Origin of the sequence: Coprococcus sp. OM06-34AC, assembly GCF_003462545.1 — a bacterium.
In the GTDB taxonomy this organism is placed as follows: Bacteria; Bacillota; Clostridia; order Lachnospirales; family Lachnospiraceae; genus Coprococcus; species Coprococcus aceti.
In genome coordinates, this window is sequence record NZ_QTZF01000005.1 from 1 (window position 1) to 22117 (window position 22117).

The window sequence follows — 22117 nt, forward strand, 5'->3', positions numbered from 1 at the left end:
CATGTGTTCAGCCTAGTTCATAAATATGTGTCCAGGATTCTGGGTACATATCACTGTTCTCCAGCAACTACCGTTTTTTCCCGTTTCTTCTGACTTTCAATCTAAGCCAGCTTTATCCGCTCCGCCGCATCTCTTGTTATAGCAAGTCTTTTTCCCTTTGCCTTGATTATCACATTGCCAAAGTAAGACGATACGACTTGCACCTGATCTCCGGTCTCAAGCTGACATGCGCCGAACAGGGATCTGTCCGCGCAGTTCCAAGCTATCTCACCTGAGAAACCGTTTACTGCATCTGATAATGACATCATAGTAACCACCCCTTCAAAATAATTGATTTCATGAATCATCTTATGTATCAACGCACTATCCGATATACAATTTATCTTTCGTTTCTTCTATTGTCTATACAATTATAACTCTTCAGTGTCGGTGCAAGTCAATTCTAATTGTTAGTATATGGGGCTAATCTTTCTTACACCGAACTAACTTGGATACACAAAAACCCCACCGACATCCGACTTACCATCAGACATCTGTGGGGTATAATGTTCTCAATAATTATTATCTCACACCGAATTACTCGATTACCTTAAGCCATCCCTCTGGGCCTTCGATTCTGCCCATCTGGATTCCTGTAAGAGTATCATACAGCTTCTGGATAACTGGTCCCATCTTCTCCATACCGCTTGGGAAACAGATCTCCTTGCCGTGATCGTTGATCTTGCCTACAGGTGAGATAACTGCTGCTGTACCGCACAGACCGCACTCTGCAAAATCCTTAACCTCATCGAAGTATACTTCTCTCTCCTCAGCCTCAAGTCCAAGGATATCCTTTGCAACTACCATCAGTGAACGTCTTGTGATCGATGGGAGGATACTGTTTGACTTAGGTGTAACTACCTTGCCGTCCTTTGTAACAAAGATGAAGTTTGCTCCACCTGTCTCCTCAACCTTTGTTCTTGTAGCTGCATCGAGATACATATTCTCATCGAATCCCTCTTTGTGTGCTGTAACTATTGCATGAAGGCTCATTGCATAGTTAAGACCAGCCTTGATGTGTCCTGTTCCGTGAGGTGCTGCTCTATCGAAATCTGAAACCTTGATTGTGATAGGCTTTGCACCGCCCTTGAAGTAAGGACCAACTGGTGTTGTGAGGATTCTGAACTGATACTCGTCTGCCGGCTTAACACCTATAACTGGATTTGAACCGAACATATATGGTCTGATATATAATGTAGCACCTGATCCGTAAGGTGGTACATAATCAATATTTGCCTTTACTGTATCTACTATTGCCTGTACAAATCTATCCTCTGGGAAAGGTGGCATCTCAAGTCTTCTTGCTGAGTCTGCCATTCTGCTTGCGTTGAGGTCAGGACGGAAACATACAACACGACCATCCTCTGTTCTGTAAGCCTTCATTCCCTCGAAAACTGTCTGAGCGTACTGAAGAACACCTGCGCACTCGTTTAATACTACGTTAGGATCCTCTGTGAGTGTACCCTCATCCCATGCTCCATCCTTATAATTTGCTACAAATCTCTTATCCGTCTGAACATAGCCAAATCCAAGGTTTGCCCAATCGATATTCTTCTTATCCATATCTACATCTTCCTTTCACTTTAGCTTGTGCTTTTTTGTATGTGTCTGTTATATCACATTATTTCGCCTTTTTCCATATGTATATTTAACATTTGCTTGAAAAATTAAGGTTTTTCTTCCAAAAACGGCTAATTTTTTCATGTTACAATGTACAATTTGATGATTTTCCCAAGTTACAAGCTTTCCTACTTCAACTTATTACCCTCTGAGAAAGCATCGCCAACCCTGTCGCCGAGTGCAAAATATCCATGTCCGATGGTGTCAAACACGATCGGATGGAACTCTTCATATGTGATCTCGCCGTCATCGCCCAGGATACGGTCGTCTGCAACAACATTTACAATCTCGCCGAGGAACTTGTCCCCGTCTATGATCTCCTTGAGCTTGCACTCCATTGTCAGTGAAAGCTCGTTGATGACTGGAGCATTTACAAACTCGCTCTTTCTGGTTGTAAAACCAGCCTTCTTCATCTTGTCTGGCTCGTCATTTGCCGACACGATTCCCACATAGTCACAGGCTGCCACATGCTCTGCATCAGCAATGGCAACTGTGAAAGCTTTGTTCAGCTTTATATTCTCGGTAGTCTTATGACTTCCAAGGTCAAATATGATCTCATTTGCTCCGACTATTCCGCCCCATGCCGCATTCATGACATTTGCATTGCCATCGGCATCGTATGTTCCGATCATCATGACCGGCTGTGGCACCAGCATAGGTTTTGCACCAAGATTCTTACTCATATTATCTGCCTCCTTAATTTGAAGAAACTTACCATTCTATTTTATGACTACTGCCATCTAAGGGCAATATTTTTCTGGCTAAAATATTATTCCCCACATGCATATAAGCACCGCCAGGAACAGCACATTTGCAAATGTGAAATACGCCAGATATCTTCCTCTGGCACCCTTGTCCTGTCTCGCCACATATTTGAATGAGATCAGACTCGCCATAGATGCTATCAAAGTTCCAAGTCCGCCGAGATTGGTACCGACTATCAGGTCTGTGTACCTGTCTGTAAATCCTGACAGCAATACTGCAGCCGGAACATTGCTTATGACCTGACTGGCAAGGACCGAAGTTATCACCTCATGCCCACCAAGCACCTTCTCTACAAATGTCCTAAATCCATCGATTCTTCCCATATTTCCGATAAACACGAAGAATCCCACAAATGTGAATATCAGCGAATAGTCTACCTTCAGCAGCAATCTTCTCTGGCATATAAGGACTACCACAAGCACTACCGCAAATGTCACCCAGTATGGGACGATCCGCGCCACGGTGAGCAGCGACAGCACAAATAGTATGCTATATATACCCACCAGCTTCCTGTTCACCTGTATATCACTGCCTGAAAGTCTGATCTCAAGCTGCCTGTTTTTTCCTTTCATGCATACTATGACACATATTACAAGAAGCGCTGCCGATGCCACTGTATATGGCAGCATAAGCAATACAAACCTGCCTGCGCTGATCCCTGCAAGTCCGTACAGATACAGGTTCTGCGGATTGCCTATGGGTGTCAGCATACTGCCAAGGTTCGCAGCTATGGTCTGGAGGGTTATCACCGGCACCATCCATCTGGTGAGTACTTCCTCCCCTGCCATACCAAGGACCGTGAGTGTCATCGGTACAAATGTTATGAGCGACACATCATTTGTGATAAACATGCTGAAAAAGAAACACATGAATATCAGGACAATTGTCACCGTCCGGAGCGAACCCATACGATTTATCATACTTTTCGCTATGATGCCAAACATCCCCTGCTGTGAAAATCCCGCGACCACTGTCATAAGACAGAAAAGTATCGCAAGTGTCCTGAAATCTATGTAGTCCACATACGCGCTGTCCGGAGGCACGATAAATGCCGATATCACCGCCAGCAGAAGTGCCACGGTGAGCACTGTCTCTTTGCGGACAAATTCTCCGATTTTCTTTATACCCCCGATCATGGTCTGAATGTCCTGAGTGCCTCTATAGTCTTGGTGATCAATTCATCAAGTGACCAACCAAGCATATCTGCACCTCTTTCGATGACCTCCCTGGAGCATCCCGCAGCAAATCCCTTGCTCTTGTATTTCTTCTTAACTGACTTGAGTTCCAGATCTTGAACACTCTTTGATGGTCTCATAAGTGTAACCGCTCCGATAAGTCCTGTAAGCTCGTCCACAGCATAGAGAACCTTCTCCATCTCATGTTCTGGTTTTATGTCAACCGTGATACCATAGCCATGGCTTGCCGTCGCATGTATGATCCTCTCGTCAACACCGTGCTCTCTCATGATCTCCTGGGACTTGATGCAATGCTGCTCAGGATACTGTTCAAAGTCCAGATCGTGAAGCAGTCCGACTATTCCCCAGAACTCTTCCTCATCGCCATAACCAAGTTCCCTTGCAAAATACCTCATGGTTCCCTCTACGATCTGTGCATGCTCCAGATGAAACTCATCCTTGTTGTACTCTGTGAGTAATTCCCACGCTTCTTCTCTTGTCATCTTTTTATTCTCCTCGTATTATATAGTAGTAAATTTATTTCCTTGCATATCTCTTCATTTTTTGCAGAAAAAATTCACACGCCTCTGATTCTGTTTCAAACAAATTCAATCCCATATCTATCTAAGCAGTGCAGGTCTGCACACACGTGCCGACATCTGTTCCTTAAGTTCTGTGATCTTTGCGGCACACGTCGTCAAATTCGCCGCAGCATTTTCAGGCTTCATCGCCGTTCTCACCTGCTCCGAATCACTGTCATCTATACCAAGCACATTGTTCACTGCGTAACACTCATTGAACAATCCTTCTTTGACGCAGTTCTCCGCACCATCCCCAAGACATCCTCCTATGGCGATCACATATTTGCCGTGTTTCTTTGCAAGCTTTGCGACTCCCAATGGGGTCTTGCCCATCATGGTCTGGGCATCTATCCTGCCCTCACCGGTTATGACAGTATCTGCCCACTCTACATCCGCCTCAAGCCCTATCTCTGACAGAACTATATCTATTCCCGGCATAAGTTTTCCACCTAGGAACATGAGAAACGCATATCCAAGTCCGCCCGCAGCGCCAGCACCCGGAGTGTTTCTGTCAGACTTTCCCTCAGCTGATCTTTCCACAACGTCAGCATAGTTTTTCATGTAGCCATCCATGATTTCCACCGTCTCCGCATCTGCACCCTTCTGCGGTGCAAATACACGGCTGCACCCTAGCTCCCCCACAAGGGGATTAGTCACGTCACAGGCGATACTAAATGTACAGCGTGATAGTCTGTATGCAAAGTCATCATCATCTACACATGACTCATCGACAGCACCTGCACCAGATATCGCAGCAGTGCCTACAATTGGCGTATCGACAGGATCTGCTACAGCCAGCTCTGATGAATTCTTACGGACAAGCATCTTCCCTGGAATAACAATCCTTTCAAGGACTCCAAGCCCCTCTGCCCCATATGGCACCTCATGACCATTCACGTCAAGACAGGAAAATCCAAGAGCCTGAAGCATTCCTATCCCGCCGTCATTCGTTGCACTACCACCTATCCCGATGATAAAACGCTCACATCCCTTTGAAACAGCATCATTTATCATCTCACCGACACCATATGTAGTCGTATGCATCGGATCTCTCCGGTTCTCCGGAACAAGTGGAAGCCCCGCCGCCGCTGCCATCTCCATGACAGCAGTTCGCCCGTCTGCGGCATTATATATTGTATATTCCGCAGTGATCCTATCACCAAGCGGTCCGGTCACATAACATCGCTCTCTGCTGACACCATCTCTTCCATATATAAGAGCATCAGTAGTGCCCTCTCCGCCATCAGCCACAGGACGTACCCTGACCTCTGTATCCGGCAATATTGACTTTATTCCTTTTTTTATGGCATTCCCCGCTTCAAGACTCGTCATGCTTCCCTTGAAAGAGTCAACCGCCACAAGTATCTTCTTCATAATAACTCCTGTCTGTATACTGAAGCACCAGCCATCCATCTTTGTACATGGCTGAAGCTTCACATCGCCTTTGTATATTATAATACCATCTGCAATTTTTGCACACCAAAAGTGGGGCGTATACAAAACTGTTGTTATGTTCTGTATACGCCCCGTTGTTCAAAAGGATGTAATTAAGCTATTTTACTTTAACTGATTTCGCCTTGCTCCACGCAGAGTAAAATGTCACTGACTTTCCATTTATCTTTACTGTCTTGTAGGTTCTCACACGTACATAGTATGTCTTTCTACTCGCAAGCTTCTTGACACTTGTTCTGATCGTCTTGTTCTTGCTTACAGTCTTTACCTTTGTGCCACTTCTGAAATTCTTATTTGCACAATACTGTAACTGGTAACCCGTTGTCTGTGTCATCTGCTTGTTCCATCTGACTGTCATGCTGCCCTTGCCGGACGCAGTCGCAGCAATGGTGGTTCCCTTCGGATTTATGGTGAAATACATTGTCTTCGAATCCTTATATTTATTTCCGCACAATGTGACCTTGACCGAATATTTTCCTACATTTTTTCTCCCCGCACTGTAGGTGGCCTTGTAATCCTTATTCTTTGTCAGAATATTCCCAGCGGCATCTTTTACTGTAACCGCCGGTGTTCTGACCTTTCCATTATATACATACGAAGCCGCATTAAGCTTAATTGTAGACACCTTGGATATTCTGGATGTCGAAAGCTTTTTGCCGCATGACCTACACGTTGTGGTGATGACGCCAGCCTTCGACATTGTTGCTTTTGTTGTCACAGTGTTCACCTTTGTGGCGTGCTTACATACGGTCGTCTTTGCTGTGAGGACGCCAGACGCGGCATTACTATACACCACGTAAGTGTTCTGTATATATTCAAGCTCACCGGATACCTTGTAACCCTGTGACAACATATACTCATTGCTGTAATACTGGTCTCTTGTAAATGAAACATTGTCTTCTGACTTCTCCACCATATAATATGATGACACATTTCCATACTTGTCTGTCACATCGCCAAGTACACCTGCTATGTCATATTTGAAATATGCATAATCTTTGTAGTTATTATCTATTGAATTATATAAAAATACACACTTATCGCCCGTCTTCTCCTCAATGTACACATATGCAGGTGAAGAGGATCTTAAAGAATATCCGGCAACAGATTCTTGTGTATCGGTGTATCCACACTCCTCAGCGTTGAATGTACCCTCTGTAGTCTTCAGCTCATGCATATAATACTTTCCATCGTTTCCTGGTATAGGCATGAGCTCATACTCTGTATATATACGCACATTCTCTGCCTTTATCGTTCCATCTGGATTATACTCGGTACGCACCCCCTCCGTCACAGTATACAATTTCTTATCATCAGCTTTTTTGTACACCTGACAAATGTCACCTTCACCGCTCAGATCAATCTCTATGCTCTGTATCTGCTCATAGTTCATTCTGGTTGCCTGTGTCTTCTGAAGACCTGTCAAACCATTTACAGCAAAACAATCTGCAACCGTTGTGTTCATGGCCAGAACAAGGTTGCCATCCGTCTTTCCCGCAAATGCGTGTACCTCAGCATTTCCGCTTATCTTGAAGTATGATCTTGTTCCCTCCGGCTGTAAAACTATTGCGTCAGTTGACTTCTGCTTCTCGTTGACATACAATTTACCGTCACCAACGATTTCCACAGAACCGCCATATCCATCTCCCCATGCATACAATGCACTTACATGACTCGTTCCCACGAGCTTGATCTTAAAATCATCGCCCATCATATTGGTAACGACCCTGTAATCCGGCAAATTACAATTGGTGAGTGTCAAAGTGTTCGTACTCTTGTCATACACCGCACCTTTGGCACTGGTAGTTGTTCCTGCCTGCGGAGTCCTGAAGCTGTACACATATATCGCTTCGTTATTATCCGGATTGTAGAACTCAACATATGCAAAGCTCCACTCCTCATCCTCACACGGGCCATTGTTTGCGGCCATCGCCGCGACACCGCCTACCGTCAGAATAAAAATAAACGACAGCAGAAATGTCAATCTCCTGAAATGCTTCATAGTCATTCCCCCTTCTATGATATTCTTCGTCTACAGGTAAGTAACTCACCTGTTGTTTTATGTCATAGATTATAGTCATCTGCTGTCGTTTTCATAACGTTACATATGTCTCAATATGTGCTATATATTCAATTTTACATTCATTCATCACTTTTATCTAATCCATATGTGTATTTTCAATCTGGCACACTTATACTTCCATAGCAATCAACTCTCACGCAATCATCATTCCTCATGCCATCCATAATAATACTGAATAAGGCCTACTCTGGTCTTCGTTCCAGTCTTCTCATTCATGGAAGATATATGCCTATATAGGGATGCCCTTGATATGTACAGCTCATCCGCTATATCCTGTACACTGCCATCAGATACAAGCAGCTTCTGCAACACCTCCCGCTCACGTCCAGTGAGGTGATGAGCATCTGCAAAGCATTCAAAATCAACCTCAACTCTTGCGTTAGAATTCTCCGCCGATTTCGTCACTTTTTCTTCATCATATCGTCTATATTGTTCCTTCTGTAGATTTTCAAGCACAAATACCGCAATGCTTATAAGTACGAGCAACAATATGACCACTACACTCATAACCATGATTCCGGGGAAATCTATCAGCATATATGATATTATTCCCACAATACCCGCACCAATGTTGTTGACTGCCCTTCCGGCACCAGACCAAAGCGCTGACCAACGCATTCCATAGGATACATTTATGAATCCTGTCGTGAAATACACTACGAAGAATCCGGCTGCAAGATAGAATACAATCAGACCTATGATAAATGCCCCTCCAAACTCTATGATAAGCATGGCTATAACGGACAACACTGTAACGCAGTACATCATCTGATTCATAAAGCGCTGATCTTTTATATCAAACAAGAAGCCTGCTGCAACTCCGCTTAATGCGAGAAACAACCTTGGCCATTGCCCCACATCTGCCCCGCCCTCAGCGTGGACAACGGTCACAACATTATCCAGTGCGGAAAATATAAACGTCATAAGAAGAACAACCATCACAAGCGCCACAGCCACCGATCCGCTATCAGGAGTTGTTTCGTCACATTTTTCTTTGCAATCCGTTTTGTTCCGCTCATCTACCATGTATGTGTCCACTTCCGCTTCTGCGTATTCATCTCTGGCCAGAAAAAGTATCACTGCAAGTGCCACTATGGCCAGCGAGAACATAACCATACGCAGGATCACATTGTCTATAAGATTATAATTGATATACTGCAGAAGCAGTCCAAGTGCATATGAAATTCCCACAATTACCGTAAGATGCTTTCTATCCGTATAATCGCGGCTCACATCGTGATACACGCGTCCTCCCATAACACCACACACAATAAAGAATATAATTCCATATAACAGTATCAATTTGCCGGAACACAGTATTATCGCTGCGAGCGCGGCAACCTCCACTATATTCAAAGTAATAATTATTATCTGTTTGATTTTGCTGCCGACATATCTCTCAATCAGTGCATATATGAATAGTCCCACCGCACTGGCCAGCAGTATCACACTCTGATACAACAGAACACTTCTGGCATCCACAAACTCCGCAGCTCTGCTGTCGAAGAAGAATTCCATACCCAGAAATACAAAGCTGAACAGAGCCAGCGAGATCACACTTCTGATATGCGCCGGTTCAAAGCCTTTTTCATTATTATTTATTTTTTCAACATCCACTGATCTTTCCCCTGACATATATGGACATCTCCTGTTTATTCTGTATTAAAGATAATATAGCGCTGAATTTTTGTCAAAATATAAAGTATGCTAATTCATAACACCTATGCCCCTTGGAGTATCAATGTGATTGAATCGAAGAAGGACGCCCCCCAAAAGGCGTCCTTGCTATATTAATTATTATCTATGCATTTTCCGTACCGTCATCTTCTCTCTGACACTTTCTTATATACACAGAAAATCTCACAGATGCGGTGAGTGCTATCACAATCCATGTAAATATATTCGTATACCACACTCCCCAGAATCCCATCTTTAACACATACATCAGTATCAGTGCAAATACTATCCTTCCTCCCACCTCAAGAGCACCATTCAGCATGGAGAACACCACATCCCCCATTCCATTTAATGCGCCTCTCATGGTATATATCGTTCCAAGTGCAATATACATACTTCCGGATATCACAAGTCCCTTTGCGCCAAGCCTTATGACATTCTCCTCCGTCACGAAAAATCCCACAACATTTTCCCTGAAAACTGCTACCAGACAGAACAATGCTGCACCAAGAGCCAGCGTGATGAGCTCTGTCTGCCATACCGCTCTGCGCACCCTTTCGTACTTGCGTGCACCACAGTTCTGTCCTGCAAATGTAGACAATGCAAGTCCCAGAGAACTAAACGGCTGGAATATGATTCCCTCAACCTTTCCTGTTGCAGTATATGCAGCCATGACCTCCGGACCATATCCATTTATAAGGGTCTGCAGTATTGAGCAGGATATTGATATCATGGAAGTCTGAACCGCCATTGGTATACCGATACTGAAATCTTCCTTCATTATATCTCTGTCAAACTTGAAATGGCCTCTCTTCAGTCTGAAATAGGGATTGGTTTTCACCGCATAACATATAGAGCCAACGCTAGACAGGATCTGACTGAGAACCGTTGCATATGCGGCACCGGCAACGCCCATATCCATGTATATGACAAACACTATATCAAGCACAACATTTATGGCAGAAGCAATCATGAGAAATATAAGAGGGGTCTTTGAATCCCCAAGTGCCCTTAGCACAGCAGAAATTCCGTTATAAATAGCCACCGCTATCGTAAATCCACAGGTGATCCTCATGTATGTATATGCGTAGTCAAATGTCTCTGCAGGGGTCTTCATGAGCCTTATAATAGGCCCCGCAAAACAATATCCCAGTATACTCATGAGTGCACCAACCGCCAATATGACAAACAATGCATTTGCTATGGCTTTTTTTACCTGCTCTTCTTTCTTCGCTCCAAAATATCTTGATATGACAACACCTATTCCAGATGCCATTCCATTGCACAAAGAAAAAAACAGGAAACTGATCATTCCAACTGATCCCACACCGCCAAGCGCATTTGCCCCTAGATGACGACCAACCACTATCGAATCAACCAGGCTGTATACCTGCTGAAATAGATTGCCTATAAGTAGCGGAACTGAGAACTTCATGATCAGTTTCATACTGCTTCCCTCTGTCATATCCATAACATATTCTTTTTTGTTCAATACCTTTTCCACTATGTTTGCTCCTTGTATATATTTAGATTATCCATGATATACAAACTCATGAATCACCTTGCAGATTTTCATAGCAGCACCATCCGTATTGTAATCCCTGTGTATTAACCCATATGCCTCATCATAACATAAGTTATGCTAAGGTCAAGAAGCTAAATGGCTAATCTTCTATATACTCAACATAATCTCTTTCATCAGCGAAAAGCTGGTACTCTCCGTCCACATATCCCATATACCCTTCCGAAACAAAATATCCTTTTATCATGATCACGCCTCCTGTACACTTTATCTTCCAAGCTTCAAGCCTCTATCAAGCTCCTTAATATGGCTCTATCTTATCTTGTCAAGTGTCCAAAAAAGCGTACACCAATTCTCTTTTATATTCCACAAGTACCGACGCAAATCCGGGCTTGAAGATAAGTGACACGGCATATATAATGTATATAATTTTGAAAAATTTCTGCCATATAAACATGGCACCAAGGAGGAAATATGTACTACGGCGCACTTGAAGCCGGTGGCACCAAGATGGTTTGTGCCATAGGCGATGCAGACAAGAATATAATAGACAGAATATCCATACCGACGGGCACACCTGACCAGTCCGTGCCTGCCATGATAGATTACTTTAAGAAATATGACATATCCGCTCTCGGAATCGGTACATTTGGCCCGGCCGACATCAATCCTAATTCCCCTACCTACGGCTCCATCATGAGGAGTCCCAAGAAAGATTGGGAGGGATTCAGCCTTTACAAAGCATTTACGGATGCGCTTGGCTGCCTGGTTGTGGTGGACACAGACGTAAACGCAGCAGCCTGGGGTGAATACCTGTATGGAGCACTGAAAGGACTCAACTCGGGAATGTACCTCACTGTTGGAACCGGCATCGGCGGCGGTATAATATCCGATGGCAGACTCATTCACGGCATGGAACACCCGGAGACAGGCCACATCCTCATCCCTAGACGAACCGGAGATGATATACCATGTACCTGCCGATTCCACCAGAGCTGTGTAGAGGGTCTTGCATCCGGCCCTATGCTTGAGCGCAGAACCGGAATGAAAGGCAAAGACATCCCAGCCGACTCACCGGTATGGGATCTTGAAGCATTTTATATAGCTGAGGCACTGGTCAACTACACCATGTGCTACTCAGTTGAGAGGATCGTCCTTGGCGGCGGAGTCATGGACAACAAATTCCTGTTCCCTATGATCCGCAATTACTACACTGAACTGCTGTCGGGTTACATTGACATGCCACAGGTCAAGGACACCGACACATACATTGTTCCCGCAGGGCTCGAGGGAAATCAGGGCATCATAGGTGCTATGAACCTGTTCTGATACACACATTTGTCCACAAAAAAACAGTTTCACCGATCGACTGGTGAAACTGTTTTTTCTTTTCTATGCTGTTGCCTTCTCGTACTCCTCAAAGGTCTTATCCATTATAACCTTGTACTTGCCATACTCGGTCTTGTTGTAGAAGCACTCCTCTGAAAGACTCTTGATACCAAACTCCTCGAACCACTCTTCCTTAAGCTTGTTGAACAGAACCTCCTTCTTTGGTCCTGTGATGGTCTCCAGATGCCACAGACTGAAATGCAGTGCATAGTTGATGTAATCCTGCTCATACTCCCAGAAATTGCCGTGTGCTTCAAGCGCCGCCTTGAGTGCCACAAGAGCCTCGTGGAAGCACTGCCATGACTTCTCTCTGGTGTTGGACAATGACTTTGGATTGTTTCTTCTCTGGTGTGCAAGCACCTCGTCCACTATCTCTATATTTGTTGCAAATGCTATCGCTGAAAATACGAACAGCATATCATTCGAAGTTCTGAGCTGCTGGAATCGGAAATGGTTCTCCTCAACATATTCCCTGCTGAAGAGCTTATCCCAAGCCCATCCCACAAATACCTTGAATATATTTCCCGTGAAATTACGAAAATACATTGGTCTGTACGGTGGAAGCTCCTTCTCGTGAAGTGTCCATCTGACCTGAACAAATTCCTGAAGATCCTCTCTATACTGATCTGATCTGAACACAACTACCTGAGCTCTGGTCTCGTGAGCCTTGCTCCATGCCTTTTCCAGCATGTCCGGCTCAAAGAAATCATCGGAATCCAGAAATGAAAGATACTCTCCGGTCGCGATCTCAAGACCTTTGTTTCTCGCTGCCCCGGCTCCGGCATTTGCCTGCTGTATAACCTTTACACGCTGATCCTTCGCCTCATATTCCTTCAATATCGCCAGAGAATCATCTGTGGAGCCATCATCCACGCAAATGATCTCTATATCCTTAAGTGTCTGACCCACTATGCTGTCCATGCACTGGCGCAGATAATCAGACACATTGTAAACAGGAAGAATAACTGATACCTTTGTACCCATAGCTTTACCTCTATTTGTTTCGACTAAATAAACTCTTGATCTTTCTAGGTATGAACATAATGACCGCACCGATCCTGAATGTAGGTGTCTTCTTCACTCTGTCCAGATCTGCACGGGTCTGATGAACCAGACCACGGAGTCTCTTGACTTCTCTCTCAAGCTTGCGCTCACGATCTGTACATCCGATTCTTGTATAATAGTAATCGTCAGGGGACTTGATGATAAACTGGATGTTCGCCCACTCAAGCTTTGTAAATATAGTCTGATCAATCTCCTGCATCTCCATTGCTCTCTTGAACTCGGAGCTGTATCTTCTTATATAATCCTTCTTGAATTCAGGTCCGATTCTCCTGATCGTCTCGTTGTAATTGTGGTATTTCTTGAGCCAGTATACGCCTCTGAAACGCTCCCAGATCTCAGGATCCTTTACAAGTATATCTCTGATGTGATCATACTCAACATTGACACAGTATACCTTCTCTCTGCTGTGAACAGATGAATTCGGGTTATCTCTGCGGTTCATATAATATGGCTTGTTCACTATCATAGCTCTCTTGGCATATATAAATGTCTGGAACCAGAAACCATTGTCCTGGAATGATGCTCCCGGAGTCTCGTTGTGTCTGATATGATACTCCTCTATGAAGCTTCTCTTGTAAATTCCACTCCATGTGTTCATAATGAAACGGATCGCACTTGGTGTCTCGCTTGGATTGAACACAACATTATAATCCTCTGCATTCGGTGACAAGTGGTTGTACACCAAAGTCATGTTGCCATTGTCATCGTTGCGCTTAAATCTATAGAAATCTGCCTTTACAAGGTCAAGGTCGTTCTCAACCGCCTTGTTGTACAGTTCCTCATACATATTAAGTGGCACAAAATCATCAGGCTCAACTATACCAATATACTCACCTGTAGCCTTATCAAGACCGATATTCATGCCTATTCCATAACCGCCATTTTCCTTGTCAACAATAATGATACGGTCGTCTTTCTCCGCATATCCCTTTAATATTTCAAGTGAACTATCTGTAGATCCGTCATTGATACATATGATCTCGATATCCTTCAATGTCTGATTTACAACACTATCCATACACTCCACCAGATACATCTCTACGTTATATGTTGGAATGATGATTGAAACCTTTGCCATCTTTCTTCTCCCATAAAATTTTATCACAATGTTAGTATGTGCTATAATGCACAATTCATGGGCATTATAGCACATACTATATATATTATGCAATTTTTGATTTTATTTATTTATAAGCTATGCAAATAAGGCAAAATATGCAAGAACTATAACTCCGAGCACGATCCTGTACCAGCCAAATATCTTGAAGTCATGCTTCTTGATGTAGCTCATCAGGAACTTGATGACAACAATGGATACAAGGTATGCAACGACACAACCTATAATAAGTATAGCGAACTCAGCACTTGTAAATGACAGTCCAAATTTGATCATCTTCAGAGCACTGAGTCCGAACATAACCGGAACCGCAAGGAAGAATGTGAACTCCGCTGCTGCCACTCTTGATACACCGATGAGCAGGGCGCCTATGATGGTGGCACCTGAACGGGATGTACCCGGTATGATGGAGAGCACCTGAAACATACCTATAAGAAATGCTGTCTTGTATGTTATGTCGTTCAGCGTCTCAACCTTCGGTGTTCTGGTCTTGTTCCAGTTCTCAATCACAATAAATGCTATTCCATAGAAAATAAGGGCAATCGCTATGACAACCGCTGTGTGCAAATGCGCCTCTATGTAATTATCAAACAGTATCGTAACTATCGCTCCAGGTATACATGCAACAACTGTCTTGAACCACATACTCCAGGTATCTTTCTTCATGACAGGCTGTGTCTTGTCTTTGAGCTGGAAAGGCCACATCTTATTCCAGAATATGGTCACGACAGCAAGTATCGCTCCAAGCTGTATCACCACGAAAAACATTTCCTTGAAATCAGTGCTCGCATTCAGTGAGATAAATTCATCCACAAGAAGCATATGTCCTGTGCTACTGATCGGGAGCCACTCTGTGACTCCTTCCACGATACCAAGGAATACTACCTTAAGTATCTCGATAAAACTTAATGCCATCTCTTCTCTCTCCTTTTAACTTCATTATGAGTATTCTATATTCACAGCGGATATCTGACTCCATCCGGCTGCGGTCTCTATGATAACATATTCTCACTCGTTGTACATCATTCTACAGAAAGCTTTTGAAAATGTTATGTATGAGTTTATCTTCTGTCTATAATTTGCATATATCCGGTATCTCAGCACCCCAGATGTCAACCAGCTTATCCACCGAAAACGCAGCATTTGCCGGGCTTGTGGACGGAAGTACAACAGGTTCTATGCCAAGTATCTTCTGCTGATATTTTGCATAATACTTTCCTGAGGTCTTGCCGTTGCATATCACTTTTGTGACCTTGGAAGCTTCCACTATCTTCGACAGATCCGTGGGCGTAACATTCTTTATACTGCTGTCGCTTGAACCTATGATGTCACAACTGTAGATCGCATCCCACAGGGCTATGTGGTGTGCATGCAGCATGGCTTTCTTCTCATCTATGGTCACCGGAAGTTTCTCGCCAAGCACTCTGCTGATGACCTTCCAGAATCTGTTCTGCGGATGTCCGTAGAAGAACATCTGCTCCCTGGACTTCACCGATGGCAGGCTTCCCAGTATGAGTATCCTTGATTTCTCGTCGTATAGTGGGGGAAATGGATGTACTATATGTTCATATCTGTCCTCTGTCAATCTTCTCACCTCTCAGATAATATTCAAATAACTTTTTCCATTTTTCTGGTACATTGTACGCCACCTGCCGGTTATTTTTCAATTAAATTCTTGCTTTTGCAGCTATGTTTTAAGTCATGTCCACATTATTTAATTTACTTCCAAATGATATTCATGTATATTAATTAAGTTAACGTAATTTACGGACTATGAGCGAGATCCGCCAATGCGGTAACGAACACATTTGGGAGGAATTATACATGAAAAAGAGAGAATCTTTTAACAACAAATGGGGCTTCATCCTGGCCTGCATCGGCTCTGCCGTGGGCATGGGCAACATCTGGATGTTCCCTACAAGAGTCTCCATATACGGCGGCGGATCCTATCTCATACCATATTTTATATTTGTGGTACTCATCGGATTCACCGGAGTTATCGGAGAGATGAGCTTCGGACGAGCTACAAGATCCGGTCCAATCGATGCATTTGGAATCGCCATGGAGAAAAAGGGCAAGCGAAAGCTCGGTGAACTGCTGGGCGGCATACCTGTGCTCGGCGCACTGGCAATGGCCATCGGATACACGGTCGTCATGGGCTGGATACTGAAATACATGATCGGAGCTTTCACCGGAAGCACACTGTCACCGGAGGATATAGACGGCTTTGCTTCAAGCTTCGGCGGAATGGCATCTTCATTTGGCAACAATGCATGGCAGATCATTGCACTTGCCATCGGAATCACCATCCTTATGTTCGGCGTGGGCAACGGTATTGAGAAGGCCAACAAGGTCCTGATGCCGGCGTTCTTCGTATTGTTCATCATCCTGGCCATATATGCGGCATGCCAGCCGGGAGCCATAGAGGGATACAAATACATCTTCCGAATAGAGCCAAAGGTACTTGCAGATCCAAAGACATGGATATTTGCGCTGGGACAGGCATTCTTCTCACTCTCAGTTGCGGGAAACGGAACTCTGATATACGGCTCATATCTGCCAGACGATGAGGATATACCGGAGGCTGCCGGACGTGTTGCACTTTTCGATACGATTGCTGCCATGCTTGCCGCACTGGTAATCATACCTGCCATGGCAACTGCCGGAGCACAGCTCAACCAGGGCGGCCCGGGATTGCTGTTCATCTATCTGCCATGCCTGTTCAAGTCCATGCCTGGCGGTTATATTGTTGCCATACTCTTCTTTGTGGCTGTGTTCATGGCGGGACTGTCATCACTAATCAACCTGTACGAAGCACCAATCGCAACGGTGCAGGAGAAGCTTGGAGTTGGCAGAAAACCTGCATGTGCCATCATCGGTGTCATAGCAGTTGTGGTATCCATCTGTATACAGGGTATCGTATCTGACTGGATGGATGTACTGTCCATCTACATCTGCCCACTTGGCGCAGGACTTGCCGGAATCATGTTCTTCTGGGTATGTGGCAAGAAATATGTTGAGACACAGGTCAACACCGGAAGGGAAAAGAAGTTCACAGAGAAGTTCGTGCCTATATGCAAATACATCTACTGTCCTGTATGTCTCCTTGTATTGATACTTGGTATCCTTCTCGGAGGCATCGGCTAGACAGACATTTCAATATAATTAATAAAAAGCAGTCTGACGGATCATCACCATGTATAACACTGGCGATGTCCGCAGACTGCTTTTTACTTACTGTATCATTATCTCTTTAATCGTGTATCTTATTGTGTTTAATGTCTGTATCCCGCAATTATATGTAATGCCTTATCCTCATCAAGTGGCTTTGCTATGTGCTCATTCATGCCCGCCGCCTTGCACTTCTTCACATCCTCTGCGAATACATTTGCAGTCATGGCAATGATCGGAATGGTTCCGGCATCCTCAAGGTCTGAGCTTCTTATCTGCCTGGTGGCCTCAAGGCCATCCATCTCCGGCATCATCACATCCATGAGTATCACATCGAAGCTTCCAGCCGGATGTGATCTGTATATCTCAACAGCCTCACGGCCATTTGCCGCAGTTGTGGCAACAGCACCAGCCGTCTCCACCATAAATGTTGCTATCTCCATGTTGAGCGAATTGTCCTCAACCAGCAGTATCTTCATTCCATCAAGTCTGACTGCCTCGTGATCCTCTGGCTTCTCCGGCTCAACGACATCTGTACAGATCTCAAATGGTATCTTCATGGTAAATGTAGAACCCACACCCGGCTTACTATCAACCTCTATGCTTCCACCCATGAGGTCGAGAAGCTCCTTGGTAATAGCCATGCCAAGACCTGTTCCCTGATACTTTGTTCCCGCATCAGTGTGCTCCCTTGAAAATGGCTCAAACAGGTGGCTGATGAACTCCTGGCTCATTCCAACTCCTGTGTCAGCTATCCTGAACACATAATTGGAATGCCTGCCGTCTACAGGTATCTCGTCCATCCACGCCTCTACCGTTCCGCCCGGCTTGTTGTACTTGATGGCATTTGTCAGTATATTGAGAGAGATCCGCTGAAGATGAAGCGGACTGCCTATAACCATGTTGTGCTTTATATTGAAATGAGCACCCGTAAGCTTCACATCGTTCTCCTGTGCCATGACCAGGATTGGATCATATCCACTTCTCAAAACCTTTATTATGTCAAACGGTTCACTGGTGAGCTCCGTTCTTCCGCTCTCAAGTCTGCTCATATCAAGCACATCGTTGATGAGCAGTTCAAGCTGTTTTCCAGCATCATCTATCTTGGACAGCGCATCCATCACTCTGTCCCTGTCATCTATGCACTGTTCGGCAATTCGTGACATTCCAAGGATTCCGTTGATAGGTGTTCTTATGTCGTGTGACATGCGTGAAAGAAATTCCGTCTTCGCTGTATTTGCACGCTTGGCCTCTTCGTAAGCTTCGGCAAGCAGCTTCTGGGCACGGATCTCCTCCTTCTTCTCCTCGTCGATCTCCTGAACACCTATGAGTATACGGGTGAGTTCACTCTCCTCATCCGTCCTGACTGGAATCGCCGTTATACGGCACCAGCCATATAAAGTGTCCCGGAAATCCTTACTGACGCTCTTCTCCGTCCTGAGTTTCTCCGCCAGCCTGTCCAGATTGTAGAATCTGCGCATCTGCTCACGATCCTCTTCAACCACACAGTCATTTATCACATTTTCTATTGTCTTTCCTGCTTCGTAATCCGCATTCTGTGCCGGCTTTCTGAAGGTATCACCTTCCTTGATAACCCGCACCTTACCGGTCTGAAGATCGAATATACACACAATAAAATATATGCTGCTAACAGCCTTGATAACCGAATCCTGCTCCCGGAGTTTCTCCTTGTGAGCCTGTTCCGCATTGCGCACAGCGGTTATATCCTGATGGTAGCCTCTGACTTTTATGCCATCGGTAAAACTCCTGTCCCGAACACCGCCACATCTTATGTGCAACAGTCCTCTGGTTGGATGCATCCAGGTATATATAACCTCAGCCTTGCCGTCGCGTCTTATGGTCTCCATGTATTCAGCGGTGGCCTGCTGTGACTCCTCAGTAATGCCTGCTATCCACTTTACATATCTATCTTCAGGCGACAGATCATCAGTCGTTCCAAGAAGAGCGTTCATCTTCTTGTTCGCATACAGCATGGATCTGCCGTCGTTCATGAGCACCATGGTCCACATACCAATACCGGCCCCGGCCAAGGTCTCTTCTATCTCACTCTGTACCTTTTTCTCCTGTTCCTCAGCGCTCTGATTAGCTTCATTTTCCGTCATTATATCAATCCTTTTTCCATATACTTTTCTATAAATATTTGTACCATATAACGACAGATTTTACCAGTTAAGAAACTCAACTATTATAAAGATTATTCATCATCTTCATCCAGTCCGAAGCCTTCCTCCAGAAAACGGTTCCACTCGGCATTGTTGCTCTCAAGCTGCTTCTTCTGCATGATACGGTTCCGGTCTGCGAGAATGGACAACATCTCATCCACAATCTCCTCAAGAGGCAGCTCCTGATAATGCGACAGATAGCCCATCATCCTGCCCGCCGTAAAATCCGTATTCAGATTCTTTGATATGAGATCACAGAACTCCTCGGGATATCCCCGGTCAAGCATCATCTCATAGAGCTCCATGCTCATCTCTGATCTTGGTTTCATTCAGATCTCCTTCCTATCACAAAGCTTGCCACCACTGTAAATATTGCACTGATTATCAGCTCAGTATAGTATCCCAGTCCTCTGCTGAGTATCATGCCCGGCAGGAGCAATGTGCTGCCAAATATCGGCAAGAACATCTCCATAAAGAGTTTTTCACTGATTCCCATACCACCCGGAAGGGGAAGCATATCCACCGCAACTGCTATGGCTCCCTGCATGAGAATGATAAGCCATGATGATGATCCTGAAAGTCCAAACGCCTTGTACACAAACCATGTAGCTGCAAATAGTGAGAATCTTTGCACAACTGTTATAATGAACACTACCACCAGCATCCCGAAATGTCCTACCATGTAATCCGCAGTCTGGTTGTACTTTTCCATTGATGCCGCGAGCTTTTCCTCACGGGACTTCTTGTGTCTTAAAAACTTCATCCGCTCAAGAAGTCTACTGCCATTCACCACAAATGCCTTTGCAAGCGACGGGTGAAATGCGAACAGCACCATTCCTGCCACACACACAACGTTCAGCACAAGTCCAAGATAAAATACCCACTGCACATCATCTATATATGTATGTATAAAACTCTGTCCAAATATAGCTATTCCAAGTCCCAGAAGTACCAGCACCAGCTTGTACATGATCGTCACTATGAGCAGTACCTGAGTTGACACCGGAATAGGGATCTTCTTTTTCTTCATATAATATATCTGAGCCGGCTGTCCACCTGATGCAGATGGCGTGATACAGCTGAAAAAGAATCCAACCGACGAGAACAGGAAACAGGTTCCCCTGCCTACATTCACTCCAAGATTTCGCATCATATAATGAATGATAATTGATTCTCCCCATATAAATACCACAACACATACCACTCCCGGTATGAGCCACCAAGGATTCACCGTCTGAAGTATATCAGATATCTGTCCTATATCCTCGCCGTGAAACACTCCGTATATCGTTCCGGCAAATATGAGAACCAGGAACAATACGTTGAACACCATCTTTTTCTTATTTCCCATTTAGCTTACTATCCTTTTCATAACTGGGGCAATACCCCTTTAAATACAGCGTGAACGTCATGCACAATGCTAGTATATCATGGATCATTCAATTAAATGGCAAAAAAGGGTGGTTTTTACTTTAATTATTTGTAATGTGAGTTTTATGTGGCATACACATTCTATTTTTCACTGTTCAGGATCGGCAGATTCTGGCTCTCCTCCCAGAGAGTCGCAACCACGGTTCCATCCTTGTGACAATACACAATCTTATTTATAACTCTTGGCTCCTCATCGCCATAGTATATATCTGAACTGTCTGTATCCTTATGTTCTGTCTGAGGGACAGCCGCGCCCTCTCTATATCCTCCAAAGCTCTGATACGCCTCACTTGACATCCACGACCTTGCATTTCCAAATATATCAAGTGATGTCAGCCCCTGCTCCCCGAGATAAAATTTGAATACACCGCTATCCTCAACCGACTCAGATATGAGATCATACTCCGCAGCCCCCATAAGTGCAGCCTGTGACTCTGACCGGTTATTTACCGCGTCAACGTCCACCTGCTCCCGGTTCTGTTTGCCCGCATATGTAAAGTATGTATTCTTGGCTATCTGACAGAGCCAGACCTTTATATCACAGTCTCCTTTGAACCGATCCACAGCTTTTATCGCTTTAACAAATGTCTCCTGTGTTATGTCTTCGGCTATGTGGGGATTCTTAGACAGTGCCAGCACAAAACGATATACGTCTTTGTAGTACTTTTCGTATATTTCTTCTATTTCATTTTTTTCTTTTCCTGACGCCAAGTTTTTACCTCCCTTCACATATAAGACCAGTATAATTGAAAAACGTTACAAAAGGAGCAGACGCATGTAAGGCGCTTCGCGCGGCGTCTGCGTACTTCACAAGGAATCCTCCCACTTACGTGGGGCCCTCCTTATG

19 protein-coding genes are annotated in these 22117 nt (G+C 44.5%); 2 read left to right on the top strand and 17 right to left on the bottom strand.

The genetic code is table 11. The features are described 5' to 3' along the window. Window positions 1-101 precede the first annotated feature (101 nt). From DXB91_RS09165 to DXB91_RS09205, 9 genes are all read right to left on the bottom strand, one after another. Window positions 102-308, bottom strand: a complete 207-nt coding sequence (locus tag DXB91_RS09165; protein WP_055147308.1) for a FeoA domain-containing protein — start codon at window positions 306-308, stop codon at window positions 102-104. A 268-nt stretch (window positions 309-576) separates the two neighbouring features. After that, a complete protein-coding gene (locus tag DXB91_RS09170) occupies window positions 577-1602 on the bottom strand; it encodes a branched-chain amino acid aminotransferase (protein WP_004853734.1) in 1026 nt (341 codons plus the stop codon). Window positions 1603-1787: 185 nt separating this feature from the next. Continuing rightward, window positions 1788-2342, bottom strand: coding sequence for a flavin reductase family protein (locus DXB91_RS09175; RefSeq protein WP_015533453.1), 555 nt, complete (start codon window positions 2340-2342; stop codon window positions 1788-1790). A 78-nt stretch (window positions 2343-2420) separates the two neighbouring features. Continuing rightward, the gene (locus DXB91_RS09180) at window positions 2421-3560 is read right to left on the bottom strand and encodes an SLC13 family permease (RefSeq protein WP_118017636.1); all 1140 of its coding nucleotides are present in this window, start codon (window positions 3558-3560) and stop codon (window positions 2421-2423) included. Next, entirely contained in the window at window positions 3557-4102 is a 546-nt protein-coding gene (locus DXB91_RS09185) for a domain HDIG (protein WP_022216309.1), read from the bottom strand. The genes DXB91_RS09180 and DXB91_RS09185 overlap by 4 nt, the downstream gene beginning before the upstream one ends. Before the next feature lie 117 nt (window positions 4103-4219). Then, entirely contained in the window at window positions 4220-5554 is a 1335-nt protein-coding gene (locus tag DXB91_RS09190; protein WP_158564589.1) for a glycerate kinase family protein, read from the bottom strand. A 178-nt stretch (window positions 5555-5732) separates the two neighbouring features. After that, window positions 5733-7634 carry a fibronectin type III domain-containing protein gene (locus tag DXB91_RS09195; protein ID WP_158564590.1) on the bottom strand — a complete coding sequence of 634 codons (1902 nt, stop codon included), beginning with the start codon at window positions 7632-7634 and terminating at the stop codon, window positions 5733-5735. A 225-nt stretch (window positions 7635-7859) separates the two neighbouring features. Then, window positions 7860-9350 carry a helix-turn-helix domain-containing protein gene (locus tag DXB91_RS09200; RefSeq protein WP_118017641.1) on the bottom strand — a complete coding sequence of 497 codons (1491 nt, stop codon included), beginning with the start codon at window positions 9348-9350 and terminating at the stop codon, window positions 7860-7862. Between the two features lie 166 nt (window positions 9351-9516). After that, a complete protein-coding gene (locus DXB91_RS09205; RefSeq protein WP_022216305.1) occupies window positions 9517-10896 on the bottom strand; it encodes an MATE family efflux transporter in 1380 nt (459 codons plus the stop codon). A 492-nt stretch (window positions 10897-11388) separates the two neighbouring features. Here DXB91_RS09205 and DXB91_RS09210 point away from each other — a divergent pair, with 492 nt between their 5' ends. Next, window positions 11389-12243, top strand: coding sequence for an ROK family protein (locus DXB91_RS09210; RefSeq protein WP_117875367.1), 855 nt, complete (start codon window positions 11389-11391; stop codon window positions 12241-12243). 63 nt (window positions 12244-12306) lie between these two features. Here the strand turns inward: DXB91_RS09210 and DXB91_RS09215 are convergent, their stop codons facing one another. From DXB91_RS09215 to DXB91_RS09230, 4 genes are all read right to left on the bottom strand, one after another. Then, window positions 12307-13287, bottom strand: coding sequence for a glycosyltransferase family 2 protein (locus DXB91_RS09215; protein WP_015533458.1), 981 nt, complete (start codon window positions 13285-13287; stop codon window positions 12307-12309). Between the two features lie 10 nt (window positions 13288-13297). Next, a complete protein-coding gene (locus DXB91_RS09220) occupies window positions 13298-14446 on the bottom strand; it encodes a glycosyltransferase family 2 protein (RefSeq protein ID WP_118017643.1) in 1149 nt (382 codons plus the stop codon). A 117-nt stretch (window positions 14447-14563) separates the two neighbouring features. Next, the gene (locus DXB91_RS09225) at window positions 14564-15400 is read right to left on the bottom strand and encodes an undecaprenyl-diphosphate phosphatase (RefSeq protein ID WP_015533460.1); all 837 of its coding nucleotides are present in this window, start codon (window positions 15398-15400) and stop codon (window positions 14564-14566) included. Window positions 15401-15557: 157 nt separating this feature from the next. Further along, entirely contained in the window at window positions 15558-16070 is a 513-nt protein-coding gene (locus DXB91_RS09230; protein ID WP_192934988.1) for a DNA-deoxyinosine glycosylase, read from the bottom strand. 239 nt (window positions 16071-16309) lie between these two features. Here DXB91_RS09230 and DXB91_RS09235 point away from each other — a divergent pair, with 239 nt between their 5' ends. Continuing rightward, window positions 16310-17632, top strand: coding sequence for a sodium-dependent transporter (locus DXB91_RS09235; RefSeq protein ID WP_118017645.1), 1323 nt, complete (start codon window positions 16310-16312; stop codon window positions 17630-17632). 128 nt (window positions 17633-17760) lie between these two features. Here DXB91_RS09235 and DXB91_RS09240 read toward each other — a convergent pair whose 3' ends face one another. The 4 genes from DXB91_RS09240 to DXB91_RS14650 all read right to left on the bottom strand — a co-directional run bounded on the left by DXB91_RS09240 (window position 17761) and on the right by DXB91_RS14650 (window position 21981). Next, window positions 17761-19779 (bottom strand): PAS domain-containing hybrid sensor histidine kinase/response regulator, encoded by a 2019-nt coding sequence (locus tag DXB91_RS09240; protein WP_117875369.1) that lies wholly within the window; start codon window positions 19777-19779, stop codon window positions 17761-17763. A gap of 92 nt (window positions 19780-19871) precedes the next feature. Then, complete coding sequence (locus DXB91_RS09245; protein ID WP_015533463.1) at window positions 19872-20168, bottom strand: hypothetical protein; 297 nt, start codon at window positions 20166-20168, stop codon at window positions 19872-19874. Continuing rightward, window positions 20165-21190: a lysylphosphatidylglycerol synthase transmembrane domain-containing protein gene (locus DXB91_RS09250; protein WP_055224298.1), complete on the bottom strand. Its 1026-nt coding sequence runs from the start codon at window positions 21188-21190 to the stop codon at window positions 20165-20167. Before DXB91_RS09250 ends, DXB91_RS09245 begins: the two co-directional genes overlap by 4 nt. Window positions 21191-21351: 161 nt before the next feature. Then, entirely contained in the window at window positions 21352-21981 is a 630-nt protein-coding gene (locus DXB91_RS14650) for an RNA polymerase sigma factor (RefSeq protein ID WP_199414261.1), read from the bottom strand. Window positions 21982-22117 lie beyond the last annotated feature (136 nt).